The sequence below is a fragment of the Nocardia sp. NPDC003183 genome, from assembly GCF_053590715.1.
The window spans coordinates 1-17,302 of sequence record NZ_JBSFTG010000001.1 but is presented as its reverse complement, the minus strand read 5'-3'; the positions used below and the strand labels follow the sequence as shown (position 1 = coordinate 17,302).

Below are 17,302 nucleotides of genomic sequence, written 5' to 3'. Positions count from 1 at the left end.
AATCAACGGCCGGGCAGCGGCACGGATCGCTCGTCGCCGGTGCTGCCCGGCGGCGGTCCAGCGGTGTTGTCGGGCGTATCGGGTCGTGGCGCGTTCGCCGACCCGCGGACCTGCTGCGCGGGATCGCTGGTGATGCAGTAGTTGTAGAGCCGGACGCTGCCGTCGGAGACGGTAGCGGGCGAGACCGGGATGGTGTCGTACTCGCAGAACGGTCGCGGCCAGATATCCACCATCGTGTGGAAGGCGTTGTCGTGCGCCGGAACTCCGAGCAGGGCTGTGCCCGATCGCAGGGCCGGGAACAGCGCCGTCAGCGCCGGTGTGCGCAGCCGGGCGGCCCGGGTGATGGCGCGCAGGTTGGTCACCAGGTTCGTGATCGGGTCGGTGGTCTCGGCGACCACGCCGCCGAGCGTCGCCAGCTGTCCTGGTCCGAGGTCGAGCAGGCGCCGCAGTTCCTGGTCGGCGGCGGCGAACTGCCCGAACAACACTCCCGACCCCTCGACGAGAGTGCGCAGGTCCGGCTGGGCGTGCGAAGTCGTCTCCGCGATGACGGACAGCTTCTCGACGAGACTGCGGGTTTGCGGAAGCAACTCCGTCATCCCCACCATGGCCTGACTGATCCCGCTGATCACGGTGCGCAGCTGGTTCGGCCCGCCGGCCAGCGCCTTGTCGAGTTCGGCGACGATGACGTTGAGCCGCTGCGGATTCAAGCTGCCGATGAAATCGGCTGTGTTGGTGAGGAATTCGTCGATGGTGACCGGCGTCGAGGTCCGGTCCAGCTCGACGACCGCGCCGTCGGCCAGATAGGGGGCCTCGTTGGAATCGGGCCGGATATCGAGGTACTGCTCCCCCGCCGCCGACAACCGGGCCACGACCACCGCGCCGCCCGCGGGAACGTGATAGCCGGCATCGATGTCGGCGACGGCGGTGACGCCGGTCTCGGACAGCTCCAAGGACCGCACCGTGCCCACGCGCACGCCGCGGAACGTGACATCGGAATGCTCGAGCAGCCCGCCGGACCCGGCCAGTTCCACCCGCACGGTGAAGGTGTCCCGCAGCGGATCGACCCGGACGACATCGACGAGCAGATATCCGCCGCTGACCAGCAGCGTCGCCACCAGGCCCGCGGCCGCGATGCCGTTGACGTGCCGGTTCGCCCAGCCCGCGGCCCGGAGCAGCAATTCGGCGGCGACCTCGAGCGCCACCCCGGCGAACCAGATGCCGAAGGTGAGGACGAGCGCCACGGTGTAGCGGACACTGCCACGGGGGTATCCGTTCATCGCCCGCCACCCTGCAACCGGCCGAGGACCCGCGCGAGGACCTCGGCGAGACTGCCGACGAAGGCACCGGGGTCCGACCCGTCGGGCAGCCTGCTCCCGTTCGGGTCGGTCAGGGCGCCGACGCTGAGGTAGGAGATCGTCGCCGCGACGGCGAGGCTGGTGCCCTGGGTGGTGGCCCGCAGCGACGGGTTCAGCGCGTGCAGCTGGTCGAGCGCGCCCGCCAGGTTGTCGCCCATCTGGGTGAAGCCGGTCATCAGAGCCTGCACGCTGTCGAAGAGCCCGACGAAGTCGGCGCTGCTGGTGGAGGTGAACTCGCCCAGCGCGCCGAGGGTGGTCGAGACCTCGGTGGTGAGCTCGGTGATCGCCCGGTTGTTCTCGGTGAGCACCGAGATCAGCGGCGGGAAGGTATCCGCGGCCTGGCCGAGCTCGGCCCTGCGCTGGTTGAGCGTGGCGCTGAGCGCATCGAGACCGTGCAGAACGGCATCGATCTGGCCGGTCCTTTCGTTGAGAGCGGTCAGGGTCGCGGTCAGTTCGGTGAGTAGATGCGAGAGCTGGGGCCCGCGTCCCGCGAACATCGAGTTCGACTCGCTGGTGATCCGGGCGACCTGGCTGAGCGCACCGCCGTTGAGCAGCATCGACAGCGACATCATCAGTTCCTCGACCGAGGCGCCCGCCGAGGTGTGGTCCTTGTCGATGACGTCGCCCTCGGCCAGCATCGGTGTGCCGGAACGGAGTTCGGGCAGCACGATGGCGACGTAGATGTCGCCGAGCGGGGTCGGCTGACGGAGTTCGGCCCGCGATCCGCGCGGCAGGCGCACGTCCGCGCGGATCTCGAGCTCGACCGTCGCCACGAAATCGGTGGTGTCGAGGCCGGTGACGACGCCGATGTCGGTGCCGCCGGTCTTCACGTGCGCGCGATCGGGCAGGTTCAGCGCGTTGTCGAACAGCGCCCGCACCGTGTAGGTGGGGCCGTCGAGACCGGGCTTGGGCAAGGGCATGGAGTCGACGGTCACCGTGCAGCCGGCGACCGAGCAGGCCGCCACCGCCAGCACCGCCGCACGCCACAGACGCCGGCTCATCGGGTCAGTCCCAGCAGCGCGGCGAACAGCCCGAAATCGGGGCCGAAGTCCTGCAGCCTGCCGGTTCGGCAGCCGTCGGCCCGTAGCTCGACCCGCTCGCAGAACAGCGAGAGCAGCTCGTTGTCGAGCAGGCTCTTGTCCGTCAGCAGGTGAAGACGAACGGCCCGGGCTTCGGGGCTCACCGCGTTACCCAGGTTGCCGAGGAACAGCGGGGCGATGTCGACGATCTCGGTGAGTCCTCGCGCGTGGTCGCGCATCTGCGCGGTGATCGTGATCAGTCGCAGCAATGCGTCGGTCAGCGGTTGCTTGTTCTCCCCGACGACAGCGCTGGTGTTGGCGACGAAGTCGTTGATCTGGGTGAGCACCGCCTGCAGCCCCGGGGACTGCTCGCGCATCAGGGTGACCAGCTGAGTGAGCCGGGCGCTGAAGTCGCGGACCGTCGCGTCGTTGTCGGCGAGGATCTGGGTGACGTCGTTGAGCCGGACGATCGCGTTGGAGATCTGGTCCTTGTTGGCCAGGGTCACCTCGAAGGCGCCCGAGAGCGCGTCCAGGGTCTCCCTGATGCGGTCACCGTTGCCGTCGAGCAGCGGGAACAGCACCCGGCTCGCCATCGGACCGTCGGAGTTGTTGCCCGCCAGCGCCTTTCCGATGTCGTCGAAATTGCGGAGAATCCGGTCCAGCTCGACGGGTGTCCTGGTGCGGGCGAACGGAATGTGGCTGCCGTCGAGCAAGGTGGGGCCGCCGGTGTAGGCGGGGGTGAGTTCGATGTGGCGGTTGGTGATCATCTGCGGGGAGACCAGCGCCGCGATCACGTCGGCGGGCAGGTCGACCTCGGGATCGACCACCATGTGCACCTGCACGTACTCGCCCTTGGGGACCAGCTCGGTCACCCGGCCCACCGGCATCCCGAGAACGGAGACTTCGTTGCCGACGTACAGGCCGGCGACATTCTCGAAATCCGCCGTGATCGTCTTCTCCTTGCCGAGCAGCCGGTCCGGCAGCGAGGTCAGGCTGTGTGGCAGCGCCGAGCAGCCCGACAACAGGACTGCGACAGCGGCCAGGACGGCCATCCGGACGAATGTCGTGCGCATCAGCGGCAACCTTCCACGGCCTGAACGGCACACAGCCAGTTGTCGGGGAACATCCATGGCAGATAGATCTCCCCGTAGGGGCCGTTTCCGAGAGTGTTGTTGAACTGCCGGAGCGTGACCGGCATGATCTGGAACAGGTTGTCCAGATTGGCTTTGTTGTTCTGCAGGCCCGTCGACATCGTGTTCAGATCGGCGATCAACGGTGCGAGCTGTCCCCCGTTGTCGATGCCCATCGCCTGCAGGTCCTTCGAGACCGCGGCGATACTGTCCAGGAGCTGGGTGACCAAGGATTGTCGTCGGGCGACCGCGTCACCGATGGCCTGACCACGGGTCAACAGCACGAGCACGGCGTTCTGGTTGTCGGACACCACGCTCGAGACCTTGTCGATATTGCGCAGCAGCTGCTCGACCTCGTCCCGGCGATCGCTGATGACCGCGGCCAGCGAACCCACCGAATCCAGTGCCGCCGCGGTCAATTGCGGCGAGTCCCCCATCTGCCGGGCGAGTGCGTCCAGCGAGGCCCGCAAGGCCACGGGGTCCATCCGTTCGAGGTGCTCGAAGGAGTGGGTGTATTTGCCGTCGTTGACGACCTTGGCCAGGTTGTACGGAACCTCGGTCCGGTCCAGCGGAATTCGGCGGCTTTCGGGCGCCGAGAGCGCGCCGGGATCGAGCTCGACATGCATCCGGCCCAGGATCGTCGACATCTTGATCGCGGCCTTGGCGTCGTCGCCGATCCGGATGCCGTTGTCGATCGAGAGCGCGGCTTCGATCCGGTCGCCCGCCAGCCGCGTCGACTTCACCGTGCCCACGTCGATGCCCGCGATATCGACACTGTCGCCTTGGCGGAGCCCGGCGGTCTGGGCGAACTCGGCGTACACGGTCCGATTGCCCAGGTCGAACTGGGTGAGCGCGCTCGAACCGAACAGCAGGACCACCACCGCCGCGCCCGCGCCGAGGCCGAGCCACCAATGGCGATTGCCCGAATAGCTCGGTATCGCCTGCCACATTCGCTGCACGACGGACACCAGCGGTCGAAGAAGCTCGGGTGGTCGGGGGGAGTTCATTACCGGCATACCTCCGAATGGGAATTGCCACCGATCTGGTTGAACATCCCGGGCGGAAGCAGCACACCCCACAGCGAGACATCCAGACTGCAGACGTAGGAGTTGATGTAGGTGCCGTTGCCGCTGATCCGGGCGAGACCCGCCAGGACGAAAGGCAGTTCGGCGGCGGTGATGTCGAGTCGTGCGCCGTTGGAGATCAGCAGGCGCACACCTTCGTTCGCGGACTGTTGCGCCTGCGCGAGTCCGGGTCTGATCCGGGTGATGAGATCGGCCAGCTGCCTGGTCGACCCCGACGCCTGGTCGACCGCGGTCGCGAGCGTCGTGCCCTGCTCGTAGAGGTCGACCGTCAGCGTGCGGGTCTGGGTGATCAGCGTTTCCAGCTCACCACTGCGATGGGCCAGACCCTCCACCACGCCACCGAGATTGGTGATCACCTGGCCGAGGATCTCGTCGCGGTCGCGGAAAGTACTGGCGAGCTGCGCCGCCTGGGTGACCAGCGCGCTCAGCGACACTCCGTCACCTTGCAGCGCTTGAATCAGCGTGTGCGACAACGAGTTGATGTCGTCGGGCTCCAGGGTGGCGAACAGTGGTTCGAATCCCGCCAGCACCGTGGACACGTCGAAGGACGATTCGGTGCGCTCGTAGGGAATCGCCCCGTCCGGTGGCAGCCGGTCCCCGCCTCGGTCTCCGGCGGCCAGCGCGACATATCGCTGCCCGATCAGGTTCTGATAGCGGATCAGCGCCTTGGTCGTGGTGGTGAGCTGCTGGCGCGACTGCACACGCAGCACCACCGACGCGCGCCGATCCGCGTCGAGTTCGATGGAATCTACGCGGCCGACCCGGATTCCGGCCATCCGGACGTCGTCGCCCACGCGCAGCCCGAGGACATTGCCGAATGTCGCGGTATAGCGGACGGTGTCGCCGCTGACTCCGCGCTGCAAGGTCGAGAAGATCGTGTAGCTCGCGACCAGTGCCAGTCCGACGAACAGCGTCAGGATCAGCACGGCGGTGCGGGTTTTCATCATGTCAGTTCCCCCCTGGCGCTGGGTTGGAGTAGGTGAGCTGCACTGCCCCGTCGGCCAGGACCGGCGTGAGCAGCACCAGCTGCGCGGCGTTCGGCGGCCGCCCGACGAGCGCCTCGATGGCCTCGACGCCCTGCAGGGACGCCGGCGCGGAGGCCGGGGCCGTCAGGCCGGGAATCGCGGGCAGGCCGGGAATCGCCGGGAGCGCGGAAACGACGGCCGGCGGGCCTGCCGCTTCCAGCCGCCGCGGCAGCAGCTGGGTCGGAATATGTTGTTCCGGCGCGGTATACGGCACCGAGGAGCCGCCGCATCGCGGCCCGGCGAGGTTGCCGTAGCGGGGGCAGTCCGCGGCGGTGTACTGGGTGAAGGGCGTGAAGCTCACGTCGACGGCCCAGCGCATCTGCCGGTCGGGTCCCCAGTTGAAGACCGTCGCCAGCCTGCTCAGCGCGGTATTGAGGTTGGCGACCGCGGCGCCGATGGCGCCGGAGTCGGCGGCCAGCGCGCCGAAGGTCTCGTGCAGCCCGCCGACCAGTTCCGGGCCCGCCTGCGGATTGCGTTCGAACAGGGTGTTGGTGACCCCGACCGCGCCGCGGGCGGCGGTCAGCAGCGCGATCAGGTTCGCCCGCTTCTCGGTGAGGGTGCGCGCCGCGGTCACCGACGCGACGAGAGTGTCGACCAGCTGCGGCGCCGACTCGTTGACCGCCGACGCCGCGGCGCCGAGGTCGCCGAGCAGGTCGCCGATCCCCGGCGTCGCCCTGACCTGTGTGGTCCAGGTGTCGAGTCGTTCGATGGTGGAGCCGGGCATCCGGTAGCTGGGGTCGAGCGCGTCGGCGAGCGTGCCCAGGACGGTGGCCAGCCGGATCGGGTCGATGGCGTCGAGGACGGTCCGCAGGGTGGTCAGGGTCGTCTGCAACTGGGCGCCCACCTCGCTGGTGTCCTGCGCGATGGTCGCTCCGTCGCGCAGCCGGTCCGGCGAGGGTCCGTTGTCGATGAGTTCCACCGCCGTGACGCCGAAGATGTTGTTCGGCACCACCCGGGCGGTGACCGTGGCGGGAATGCGCTGGGCCATCGGCGGTTCGATGCGCAACAGCATGTTCTGGCGTTCGCCTCTGGCGGCGATGTCGGTGCGGGCGACCTGGCCGACCAGCACGCCGCGGAAGGTGACGTCGGCGCGCGCGGGGACGCCGTCGCCGGTGCTGGTCATGGCTGCGGTCACCTCGACGGTGTCGAGGAACTTGCCGTTGTAGCGCAGTCCGAGCAGGTAGACGGTGGTGGCGATGAGCACGCCGATGAGCACGCCGAGCAGGCCGAGGCGCAGCGCGCTCGGGCCACGCCCGCTGGGGTCGAAGATCATGATCGAGGCCTATCCCGTGATCCTGATGCCCGGGTCGATCCCCCAGATCGACAGGGAGAACAGGAGATTGATGAACACGACCGTGACGATGGTCATCCGGATCGCCCGGCCGGACGCGACTCCGACGCCTTCGGGTCCGCCCGCCGCGGTGTAGCCGTAGTAGCACTGGATGAAGGTCGCCACGGCGGCGAAGACGATGATCTTGAGGATCGAGTAGGCCACGTCCACCGGGTCGAGGAACTGGTGGAAGTAGTGGTCGTAGGTGCCCAGCGTCGTCCCGCCGAGAAAGGCCACGGTGAACCTCGTCGCGATGTAGGCGATGGCCAGGCCCGCGGTGTAGAGCGGCACGATGGCGACGACGGCCGCCAGCATGCGCGTGGTGATCAGGTAGGGCAGCGGCCGGATGGCGATCGACTCCAGGGCGTCGATCTCCTCGGAGATCCGCATCGAACCCAGCTGCGCGGTGAATCGGCACCCGGCCTGGGCGCCGAAAGCCAGGGTCGCCAGCAGCGGTGCCAACTCCCGCGTCGTGGCGAATCCGGAGATCGCGCCGGTGAGGGGGCTCATGGTGAGCAGGTTCAGCGCGGTGTGCGATTCCATGCCGACGGTGATTCCGCCGAACCCGCACAGGATGACCACGACGCCGATCACCCCGCCGCCGACGATCAAGGAGCCGTTGCCGAAGCTCACATCGGTGATCAGCCGCAGCAGTTCCTTCCGATAGTGCTTGAGCACGAACGGAATCGCGGCGACCGCCTGCAGGAACACCAGTCCTTGATGACCGAGGCGCACCGGAACGGTCGCGGACGCTGCGGCGGCGGCGCGCAGCCGGCGCACCGGACGCAGCAGAGGTGGCACGTAACCCGAGGCCATCTCAGAGCACCTTCGACGGGAACACAGCGTTGTAGAGCTGCGTGAGGATGATGTTGGCCGCGAACAGGACGATCGCGGAGTTGACGACCGCCGAGTTCACCGCGTTGGCCACGCCCGCCGGTCCGCCGCGGGTGTGCAGCCCGGTGTCGCAGGCGATGATCGCCGCCAGCGCGCCGAAGACCGTGGCCTTGACCATGGCGACGACCAGATCGCCGGCCACCGCGAACGAGGCGAAGGTGCCGATGTACGAGCCCGGCGTCCCGTCCTGGATATAGACATTGAACACATAGCCGGTCGCGAAGCCGACGAACACGACCAGCCCGCACAGCAAGGTACTGACCACGACCGCCGCCGCGAGGCGGGGGGCGACCAGGCGACGGACCGGATCGACGCCCATCACGACCATGGCGTCGATCTCCTCCCGGATGGTGCGCGAACCGAGATCCGCGCAGATCGCCGACCCCACCGCGCCGGCGATCATCAGCGAGGTCACGAGCGGGGCGCCCTGACGGATGATTCCCAGTCCGTTGACCGCGCCGATGAAGGTGGTCGCCCCGACCTGGCTGACGAGCGAGCCGACCTGGATCGACACCACCACCGCGATGGGAATCGCGACCAGCAGTGTCGGTGTCGCCGACACACTGGCCATGAACGCGCATTGCTTGACGAATTCCGTGGTGGGAAACCGCCGGGTGAACAGGGCGCGGACCAGTTCGGCGAGTGCCCGGCCGGTCATCAGGACCTGGCGCCCGGCCGTCTCGACGGCGCGTTGCGGGTGTTCGCGCCAGTAGGTCAGCCCGAAGGCGACGACCTGATCACGGGCATCACCACCTCCTGGCGGAGCTGTTGTCCCGGTACTGAATTCACCAGAAATCCTGGTCGACGGCTGCTGCACGATTGTTCACTCTCGGCGGTTGCTGATGGGTCGGAACGAATTGCTGCCGGCGCGGCTCCGAGGCACGAACTCGGTGCGACGCCTGATCCCCGGGACGTTTTCTACGTTTACGTAGTCATGAATTACTACGCTAGAGTAGATATGTGGACACTAACAGCGCCGCTCACGCGGCACCAGAGCTTTGGGGGATCATTTCCTGATGAGCATCGAAGAGGGCACCGACGGCGTCTGGCGGATCGCCCCGCCGCAACCTGCCCGGCCGCGGCGTCGCAACGGCCCGCGACTACCGCCGGAGGAACGCCGCGAGCAGCTGCTGGACGCGGCCCGCGAAGTCACCGGTCGTGACGGATTGGCCGAGCTCACGATGCAAGCGGTGGCCAAACAAGCCGGCGTCGCCAAACCCGTGCTGTATGCGATCTACCCCACCGCGCCCCAGTTGCTCGACGCGCTGTTGCGGCGCGAACACACCCGGGGAATCGCGCAGGTCCTCGAGGCATTACCAGCGGATTTCGACGATTCCGACCCGGACGTGGAGTACGAGGAAGCGGTCATCGCCTTCCTCACCGCGGTCCAGGACGATCCGGTTCGCTGGCGGTTGATCCTCATGCCCGCCGACGGAGCCCCTGCCTCTTATCGCGGACTGCTCGCCGATGCCAGGGAGAAGGTCATCGCACGCTGCGCCCAACTGCTCGAGACAGGCATCGCGCGGCGCGGTGGCCCCAAGGACGTGGACGTCGAACTGGCCAGTCGCGTCATGCTCGGGTTCATCGAATCGCTCGGCAGGCTGGTCTTGTCGAATCCGGAACTCGCTTCTCCCCAAGCACTTCGGCCCGCGGTGCGGGCACTGACTCGAACCTTGCCCAAGGACGACACGGGAACTCGGATCATCCCGTCCGGCGGATCGGTGGTCTCGGCCTGGCAGGCCGACAACACGGAGACACTTCCCGACTGACCGGCGTCAGCGTAGCTGGATATCGGAGATCACCAACGGCGGCCAGGCGATGATCTCACCGATCGCCGAGAACAGCTTGTCGAAGCCGTGCAGATCGTCGAGGTGCTCATGGTGGGCCCCCAGCCAGAACAGCCCGATCAGGAAGTACGGCACTCCGAAGGCGATGCCGAGGAAGATGAGCTGGCGAAGGCTGATCCGATAGCCCAGCAGTTCTTTGATCATCAGAACGCACCCCTCACGCGATCTCGCCGAGCACGGCCTGGGACTCGATCAGACCCTGGTCGTCCGGCGCTTCCCCGCGGCCGAAGACCCGGGCCCGCTGCTTGTCCCGCAGCGCTTGATGGGCGAGCGCGGGAATGTCGTAGCCGTAGAGCTCTTGCGCTTGCCGAGGGGTCATCGTGGTCGTGCTCGCGGGCGGAATCTTCAGCAGCACTGGACCCGCCACCGCCACCGTCATCGGCGAGATCAAGCGCAGCAGCTGAATTTGCAGGCGCGCGTTGAGACTCACCAGAGTGAAGGCAACGCTCATCGGCGTCGTGACGAGCGCGTCGAGCAGCCTGCCCTTCGGCAATCCGGCCATCTCCCGCATCCATCGCGGCATGGTGGCCAGGGTGCCCCGGCGCAGGAAGGCGTACACGATCTTGAACATCGGCCGGACCAGGAGCGGGATCTCCGGCATCATCACCTCCGCCTGTAACAGGTGGCGCATCGCCTTGCGGGCGATGTCGGACCCGATCAGCTGCGGGCGCATCTGCTCGAAGTACTCGCTGATCCCCGCCCTGGTGCGCGGCACGTCCGCCGGGTCACAAGTCTGTAGTTCCGCCGCTCGCGCGCACTCCGCCCAGTACTGCAGTTCGTCGGCCTCGCTGAGCCGGCCGGGACCGTACTTCTCGTAGGCGACGAGGATGGAATGCCATGCCGTCAGGTGGATCCACAGCTGCGACTGCGGATTGTTCGCGTCGTAGGACTGCTTGGTGACGGGGTCGACGCCGATACCCTTGGAGTGGATCTTCACCAGAATGTCGGCCGCGTGCGCGGTCGACCGGCTGTCGGCGAACAACACCATAGCGAAATATCGCAACGTGCGGTCGTATCGGGTACGAGGACGGTCGTAGATCGCATGGGTGGCGTCCACCGAGGCCACCAGCGCCGGATCCAGCTCCTCGATCACCACCGCACGCTGGAAGCCGATCGTCAAACTGGTCGGGTAACTCCAGACTTGCCACGCGACCGACTCCGGGCCGAAGAAGCCGTAGTCCTCCGCGGGCGTCAGTGGGGGAAGCGACAGCCACTCACGCAAGGAAGCAATTGTTGCCATTGCAGGGTTTCCAATCCATTTTCTACGACTACGTAGAAGTATTACTACGTGTGAGTAGGAATACTAGACCGCTTGCGAGCCCCGAGTCAACGGTTCACGGGGATTTCCCGCTCATTGACCCAGACAGCTAAGGCACGGGCGCACTGCCTAAAAAGGCAGTTCCAGCCCTACTCTGCACAAGATGCCCCCGACTTCACGGCCAAATACCTTCCAAAGATCCGATCCGATCCAGACTGCCGCCAACTGACTGAGACAGCTACCCCAATTTTCGGACATGGGGGGATCCTGCACTGACGCGGGTACGCGGAGAGTTGTCACGATCGACGTCGCTGATTCTCACACTCAGCGAGCAGCTCCCGGGCCTGGACTGATCTGTCACTGTGACAGCAGTCCCCGCCTTCACAGCGGCTCTGCGGCCGAATGCCCCGAACTCGATCGAGCTCGGGGCATCGTCATTTCGGCCCTCGCCGCGCCTACGCTTCGCCCTCGGTGGTGACCTCGAAGGTGTTGAGGAAGTTGCAGACGAGTTGGTAGAACCCGACGGTGAGGACGAAATCGGCTAGTTCGGTGACGCTGAACAGTTCCAGCGCTTCGGTCCGAGCCACCGCGCCGAGCGTGTGCCGGTCGAGGATCGTATCCGTCCAGCGGAGCACGGCAGCTTCCTCGGATCGGAGCCCTTCGCCGCCGCCGGTGGCGGCAGCGGCGATCGCGTCCTCGCTGAGCCCGACCGCGCGCGCGAACTTCTCGTGGTGGTGCAGTTCGTAGGGCGCTGCGTAGACGTGGCCGACGCGCAAGATCGCCAGCTCGCGCAGCGGGAAAGGAACGGAGTTGGTTTGCAGCATGGCGTCTGCCATGGTCAGAAAGCTCAGGCCCATGCCGTGGGAGTGAGCGACCATACGGTAGATGTTGGCCGTGTGGGTGGACAGCGCTTCTCGGAGCGCGGCGGGCAGGGCCGCGGGGTCGGGGAAGTTGATGGTCGTCATGGTGTTCTCTTCTGTGGTCATGCGAGCTTGTCGACTTCGCCGCGGATGGGTTCGCTGCCGTCCCAGGTCTGCGCGACTTCCCGGATGTAGCGGAAGAATTGGCCTTTGGGGCCGCTGATGTCGGAGATTTCGATGATGTGGCCGAAGGTCTTCTCGGTGTCGAAGTAGGCGAAGCGGCCGAGGTCACCGCCGATCGACCCTTCGTGGCCTACCTCGTAGCCCAGCGCCAGCGCCTTGTCGTAGAGCGCTTGGTAGTTGTCGGTCCAGTAGGCGATGTGCTGCAAGCCTTCGCGCCCGGAGTCGAGGAATTCCCGGTAGAGCGACGGCGCGTCGTTGCGCGGCTGGATCAGCTCGATCTGCACGTCACCCGAATTGGCCAGCGCCACGCTCATTTTCAGCGGCGAATCGCTGCCGCGATAGGTGAAGTAGTCGGTCGCTACGTCGTGGACATAGAACCAGGGGCCTACGCCCTGTGCGATCCATCGGTGCATCTCTGCGTTGATGTCGCGTACGACATAGCCCAATTGGGTGACACTGCCGAAGATCCGGCTCATAGCGATCTCGCTTTCTGTTCAAAGGGTTCGCCGAGGCATGCGCCCGGCGAGCTGGATTCAGCGGCGTCCCAGTGCCCGATCGAGTAGGTACGGATCGTGGGCATTGATCAGGAACAGGTCGGGGTCGGCGGCGGTCCACAGCTCGGCGAGACGTTCGTGGTTGGCCTTGACCCTGGTCCAGTCGGCGGCGATGACACGTTCCATCGCGGTGAGAGCCCTTGGCGCGGAACGGGACCCATCGAGCTGGCCGTGGTGATAGAAGGAATCGCCGACATGCAGAATCCAGCGATCACCGGCGTCGACCGCCACCGCCGCGTGACCCCGGCTGTGGCCGGGGAGATTGATCAGCACGATCCCGGGTGAGATGCCGGTGAGCTCTTCCGCACCGGCGAACCCGCGCCATGACTCCCCCGCGGCCGGTGTGTACTCGACGAGGACCGGGTGGTGGGAGCGCTGTGCGGGGAGGTAGCGGCCGCGTTCGATCAGCGTGCGCGGATGCCGGGAAGCGAAGGCCTCTGCCGCGGTGAGGTGCACCCGGGCCCAAGGGAAGTCGGCTAAACCGCCGGCATGGTCGGCGTCGAAGTGGGTGAGCACGATGTGGCGCACATCGTGGGGATCGAAGCCGAGCCTCTGGATCTGCGTGATCGCGGCCTCGGCCGGGTCGAAGACGGGTCGGACGTACCAGCGGCCCGCACCGAACCTCGGCCCCGGAGAACGGGAGTCCTGTAACCCCAGGCCCGCATCCACGAGCACGAGCCCTCGCGGTGTTTCCACCAGCAGCACGTGACAGACCAGCCCGCCGGGAGTCGCGGGTGGGTGCATGGTTCCGCAGTTGAGGTGATGGACCTTCATCCGCCCAGTGCTGCCTTCATCTCGTCCATCGCCGCGGGATCGCCGCTGAGCAAGGCCGGATCGATGACCTGGATCGGGTGGGTGCCGTCCCAGTTCGCCGCCGCGACCTTGATCAGGTCGAAGACGAACTTCTTCGATCCGCTCAGATCCGAGATCTCGACGACGGTGCCGGGATGATGTTCGGTCTCCAGGTAGGCGAATCGACCTGTCGGACCGCCGATTTCGCCTTCCTGTCCGACAGTGAACCCGGCGGCCAGCGCTCGGTCGTAGAGTTCCTGATAGTTCTCCGCCCAGTAGGCGATGTGCTGCACGCCTTCGTGGCCGGCGTCGAGAAAGTCCTTGTACATCGACGGTTCCGCGTTCACGGGCTGAATGAGCTCGAGCTGGATGTCGCCGCTGTTGGCGACCGCGACATCCATCACCATGCCCGACGGCTCACCGCGATAGGTGAAGTTCCCCGGCCGCAGGCCGCGCAGATGAAACCAGGGCCCGATTCCGCTGTCGATGAATCCGCGCAGGGACGACTCGAGATCACGGACGACATAACCGATCTGGCGAATGGTGCCGAACATGTTGGCCCGCGGTGACGGTGCCGGAGCGGGCCCGGTATGCGCGTCGGCGAAGGACAAGATGACCTTGCCGACCGCCGAGTTCCGCCGGAGCCGCTCGGCCGCGTGCTCGGCTTGTTCGGGGGCGAAAACGGCGTCCACGCGTGGGCTGATCGTTCCCGCGGCGACCGCGGGAAGAACCTGCGAGGTCAGCGCGGCGACTACCTCGGCCAGCTCGGCACGGGTGCGGATGCTGAAGGTAGTGCCGAGCAGTCGCTGGCGACGGAAAGCGATCGTGTCCAGATCGAGGGTGGTCGTGGCGCCGGCAAGTCGGCCGATACTGACGATGGCGCCGCCGATCGCGGTGGCAGCGGGCAGCTGCGCGAAGAGTTCACCGCCGACATGGTCGAGGGTGATATCGACGCCGTTGCCGTTCGTCGCGGATGCCACCGCTGCCGCGAGATCCTCACCGGTGGTATCGACAGCGAGGTCTGCGCCCGCGGCGGTGAGTGCGTCTCGCTTGTCCGCGCTGGTGGTGGTCGCGATGACGGTGCTCGCGCCGAGTGCTTTGGCGAGTTGAATGCCGACCAGCCCGATCGAGCTGGTCCCACCGACGATCAGCACGCTGTTGCCCGCGACGAAACCCGCCTGGCTGACCAGCGCGTCGTGTTCGGTGATCAGCCCGATCGGCAAGGACGCGGCCTCCTCGAAGCTCAGCCCCTCAGGGATGGGCACGAGTAACCGTGGATCACACAGCGCGTAGTCGGCGAAGCCGCCGATCGTGATCCCCATGACCCGAGTCCCCGCGCACAGATGTGGTGCGAGCGGACTCGACGTCTCCACAATGCCCGCTACTTCCATGCCCGCGGTGAATTCACCCGGCTGCTGGGAGTTGGCAGAGTAGTTACCTTCCAGGGCGTAGAGGTCGGCGCGGTTCAGCCCGGCGGCCATCACCTGAATGCGGACCGCACCGAGTTGGTGCGGAGTATCGATATCGCGCAGCTGCCAGTGGGGTCCGGCGCCGCCGATGAGTGCACGCATGTGCGGGATTCCTTTCACAGCATTGTGGAATGGCTGGTTGGCCCTGAGGTCACCGGTGCGTGATCGCACCGTGGGTGAATGTCGGTGAGGTACCAGGATTGGTCCACGCCGCTGTCAGCTCGCTCGACGGGAAGAACTGCACGAAGCGGGAATCACGTTGGCTTCGATCGGCCAGCGTCTTCTCCAAGATGATCGAGTTGTATTGATCGACAGTGGTTTCGATGGTGTTGGCATTGAGCACGATCTCCTGTCCCCACTCCCGCGCCCAACGCGCGATCCCGGGCATCCGGGAGAACTCCGGGGTGAGGCATTCCGCAGCGATGACGTTCTCACTGCTGACCCAGACCCCGGTGGAGGTCTGGAGCACCAAGCTCTGGTTACCGAAGACGTGGCCGGGGGTTTTCACCACCGCGACGCCGGGACCGAGCACCACCGACCCGTCGATGGGCAGGAACGACTCCGGCGACACATCGCGGTAGGCCCCGGGCTGATACCACGGGCGCTGCATCGGGTGCAGATCCGCCATCGCGGCCAGTTCGTCACGCTGCACGATGACCTTCGCGCGCGGGAAAACGGGTTTCGGTTGCTCGCCGAGGTCGGCCTGGTGCGTGGTGGTGCCGATCCAGCGGCGCAGGTCCTGGGTATGCAGGTGGTCGAACATCAGATAATCGACCTCGGCCGGATCGATTCCGAGGCGGGACAGGTGCTCGACCACAGTGCCGTGTTCGGTCACCATCCGTTTCGACACCATGGCGGGGGTCCGTTCGACGAGCTTGTCGAAGTACGGCGTGTAGCGGCCGAGTTCGACATCGCTGGGCTCGAAGAGCAGCACCCGTGGCGTCCCGTCGCTCGCACGCCACCTGATGACCAACATCCGGTTGGTGATCGCGAGGAACGGCGCTATCGCGCGGGACGCGCGGAACAAGCCGAACCGTGTCGGATACGGCAGGGTGACCAGGTCACAGGTCGTGACGCTGTCGGGAGTGCCGGTTCCGAGGAACTCTTGCCTGAACGCCACCGCCTGGGCCCGGATCGCGGTGAGCCGGGCACCCGGACCACCAGAGATCGCCGAGAGGTCGGTCAGGCTGTCGACCCGCACACCAACACTCGCCAGATCCAGCACATCGCCTTGATGCCAGGGCATCCGCATCGATTTCACCTCACGTCATTAATTCCACGGTGTGGGATTAATGACAGATTAAACCCACACCGTGGAAATATGCAAGAGTGGGTTTAATGAACGCCATGACCGACGCGACAACAGGCCTGCGACAGCCCCGACGAGGCCGTCCGCCGAAGACTCAGGCCCAGCTTTCACGCACCGCGATCCGCGAGGCCGCGCTCTCGGTCATCGACGCCGAGGGCACAGACGCCGTCAGCATGCGGTCGGTCAGCCGGGTCCTGGGGGTCGACGCCAAAAGCCTCTACCACTACGTCGAGGACAAAGGCGATCTGCTCGACGCTGTCGCCGAGCATGTACTCGAACAACTACGCCCGCCGGAATCGACCGACTCGATCGAGCGCGATATTCGCGCGTGGGCCAACGAATTCCGCCGAATCACCCTCGCCCACCCCCAGGCCGCGACGCTGGTGCTGACCCGCCAACTCTCCTCGACAGTCGGCCTTGCCCCCGTCGAAGGAATCCTTACCGTGCTACGACGCACGGGCCGCAGCCCCGAGGAGGCGGTCCATCTCATGCGCACGCTGCTGGCAACGCTCATCGGAACATTGCTGCGCGAGGCCGCAGCCGGACCGACGTTCGGGTCGGAAGACCCCACCCAAATCGCCGAGCGTCAGTCCACGCTCGAAGGATCGGGGCTGCCGCAGATCGGACTCGCCGCATCGTTTCTCGCCCGATTCGACCGCGATCGCGAGTTCGACTTCACAGTCGACCTGATCGTCCGGCTCGCCACCACCCCGATATCACCGGCAAGCCCTTGAGCCGCACCGACACCGCCGATCGGCCGGAAGACGTGGGTGATGCGCATCGCATTCGACGTCGCCGAGAACACGACGAAGCAGCGGAACCTGTTCTACCGTAACAAGATTCGAGTTTTCACCGGTTAGCCTTGTGGCCCGGCAACCGACCGTGGCCGGGAGGACCTGATGACAGCGTCACCAACTCGACTCCGCACCCTGCACCGCCGACTACTCGGCTCGGTCACCACACTCGGCATCGTCGCCGCACTCACCGCACCCGGTGTCGCCTCCGCGACCACCGCGACAGTGGATCACCGCATCACCCGCAGCGAACGCTGGGAGCAGCTCTACGTCTTCTCCCCCGCCATGGGCCGCGTCGTCGGGCTCGACATCCTGCACCCCACCGGCACAGCCCCACGCCCGACGCTGTACCTACTCGACGGCACCGGCGCCGACAACAACCAAACTCAGAGCACCTG

17 protein-coding genes and 1 pseudogene are annotated in these 17,302 nt (G+C 66.4%); 3 read left to right on the top strand and 15 right to left on the bottom strand.

The window, feature by feature from the left end; all coding sequences use genetic code 11:
• Nucleotides 1-2 precede the first annotated feature (2 nt).
• Genes ACWDXS_RS00090 through ACWDXS_RS00055 form a run of 8 tightly spaced genes read right to left on the bottom strand, consistent with a single transcriptional unit; the run spans nt 3 to nt 8,556 of the window.
• A complete protein-coding gene (locus ACWDXS_RS00090; RefSeq protein WP_449960311.1) occupies nt 3-1,277 on the bottom strand; it encodes an MCE family protein in 1,275 nt (424 codons plus the stop codon).
• Nucleotides 1,274-2,356: an MCE family protein gene (locus ACWDXS_RS00085; protein WP_449960308.1), complete on the bottom strand. Its 1,083-nt coding sequence runs from the start codon at nt 2,354-2,356 to the stop codon at nt 1,274-1,276. Before ACWDXS_RS00085 ends, ACWDXS_RS00090 begins: the two co-directional genes overlap by 4 nt.
• Nucleotides 2,353-3,447: an MCE family protein gene (locus ACWDXS_RS00080; RefSeq protein WP_449960305.1), complete on the bottom strand. Its 1,095-nt coding sequence runs from the start codon at nt 3,445-3,447 to the stop codon at nt 2,353-2,355. Before ACWDXS_RS00080 ends, ACWDXS_RS00085 begins: the two co-directional genes overlap by 4 nt.
• Nucleotides 3,447-4,511: an MCE family protein gene (locus tag ACWDXS_RS00075; protein ID WP_449960302.1), complete on the bottom strand. Its 1,065-nt coding sequence runs from the start codon at nt 4,509-4,511 to the stop codon at nt 3,447-3,449. The genes ACWDXS_RS00080 and ACWDXS_RS00075 overlap by 1 nt, the downstream gene beginning before the upstream one ends.
• Entirely contained in the window at nt 4,511-5,536 is a 1,026-nt protein-coding gene (locus ACWDXS_RS00070) for an MCE family protein (RefSeq protein WP_379312775.1), read from the bottom strand. Before ACWDXS_RS00070 ends, ACWDXS_RS00075 begins: the two co-directional genes overlap by 1 nt.
• Before the next feature lies 1 nt (nt 5,537).
• Nucleotides 5,538-6,887: an MlaD family protein gene (locus tag ACWDXS_RS00065; RefSeq protein WP_449960298.1), complete on the bottom strand. Its 1,350-nt coding sequence runs from the start codon at nt 6,885-6,887 to the stop codon at nt 5,538-5,540.
• Between the two features lie 9 nt (nt 6,888-6,896).
• A complete protein-coding gene (locus tag ACWDXS_RS00060; RefSeq protein ID WP_449960295.1) occupies nt 6,897-7,760 on the bottom strand; it encodes an ABC transporter permease in 864 nt (287 codons plus the stop codon).
• Between the two features lies 1 nt (nt 7,761).
• Complete coding sequence (locus ACWDXS_RS00055) at nt 7,762-8,556, bottom strand: MlaE family ABC transporter permease (protein ID WP_378993009.1); 795 nt, start codon at nt 8,554-8,556, stop codon at nt 7,762-7,764.
• 298 nt (nt 8,557-8,854) lie between these two features.
• On the opposite strand from ACWDXS_RS00055, the gene ACWDXS_RS00050 reads away from it, so the two are divergent.
• Nucleotides 8,855-9,607, top strand: coding sequence for a TetR/AcrR family transcriptional regulator (locus ACWDXS_RS00050; protein ID WP_378992866.1), 753 nt, complete (start codon nt 8,855-8,857; stop codon nt 9,605-9,607).
• A 6-nt stretch (nt 9,608-9,613) separates the two neighbouring features.
• On the opposite strand, the gene ACWDXS_RS00045 is transcribed toward ACWDXS_RS00050, so the two are convergent.
• The 7 genes from ACWDXS_RS00045 to ACWDXS_RS00015 form a co-directional block, all read right to left on the bottom strand.
• The gene (locus ACWDXS_RS00045) at nt 9,614-9,829 is read right to left on the bottom strand and encodes a hypothetical protein (RefSeq protein ID WP_378992864.1); all 216 of its coding nucleotides are present in this window, start codon (nt 9,827-9,829) and stop codon (nt 9,614-9,616) included.
• A gap of 13 nt (nt 9,830-9,842) precedes the next feature.
• Nucleotides 9,843-10,925, bottom strand: a complete 1,083-nt coding sequence (locus tag ACWDXS_RS00040; RefSeq protein ID WP_378992862.1) for an oxygenase MpaB family protein — start codon at nt 10,923-10,925, stop codon at nt 9,843-9,845.
• Nucleotides 10,926-11,398: 473 nt separating this feature from the next.
• Nucleotides 11,399-11,929: a carboxymuconolactone decarboxylase family protein gene (locus ACWDXS_RS00035; RefSeq protein ID WP_449960290.1), complete on the bottom strand. Its 531-nt coding sequence runs from the start codon at nt 11,927-11,929 to the stop codon at nt 11,399-11,401.
• A complete protein-coding gene (locus ACWDXS_RS00030; protein ID WP_449960287.1) occupies nt 11,926-12,462 on the bottom strand; it encodes a VOC family protein in 537 nt (178 codons plus the stop codon). The genes ACWDXS_RS00035 and ACWDXS_RS00030 overlap by 4 nt, the downstream gene beginning before the upstream one ends.
• 57 nt (nt 12,463-12,519) lie before the next feature.
• The gene (locus ACWDXS_RS00025; RefSeq protein ID WP_449960284.1) at nt 12,520-13,314 is read right to left on the bottom strand and encodes an MBL fold metallo-hydrolase; all 795 of its coding nucleotides are present in this window, start codon (nt 13,312-13,314) and stop codon (nt 12,520-12,522) included.
• Nucleotides 13,311-14,903: a zinc-binding dehydrogenase gene (locus tag ACWDXS_RS00020; protein WP_378992858.1), complete on the bottom strand. Its 1,593-nt coding sequence runs from the start codon at nt 14,901-14,903 to the stop codon at nt 13,311-13,313. The genes ACWDXS_RS00025 and ACWDXS_RS00020 overlap by 4 nt, the downstream gene beginning before the upstream one ends.
• Nucleotides 14,904-14,952: 49 nt before the next feature.
• A complete protein-coding gene (locus ACWDXS_RS00015) occupies nt 14,953-16,053 on the bottom strand; it encodes a hypothetical protein (RefSeq protein WP_449960279.1) in 1,101 nt (366 codons plus the stop codon).
• 95 nt (nt 16,054-16,148) lie between these two features.
• On the opposite strand from ACWDXS_RS00015, the gene ACWDXS_RS00010 reads away from it, so the two are divergent.
• On the top strand, nt 16,149-16,844 hold the full coding sequence (locus ACWDXS_RS00010) for a TetR/AcrR family transcriptional regulator (RefSeq protein ID WP_449960277.1): 696 nt from the start codon (nt 16,149-16,151) through the stop codon (nt 16,842-16,844).
• 165 nt (nt 16,845-17,009) lie between these two features.
• Nucleotides 17,010-17,302, top strand: a pseudogene (locus ACWDXS_RS00005) (hypothetical protein); the annotation flags it as partial.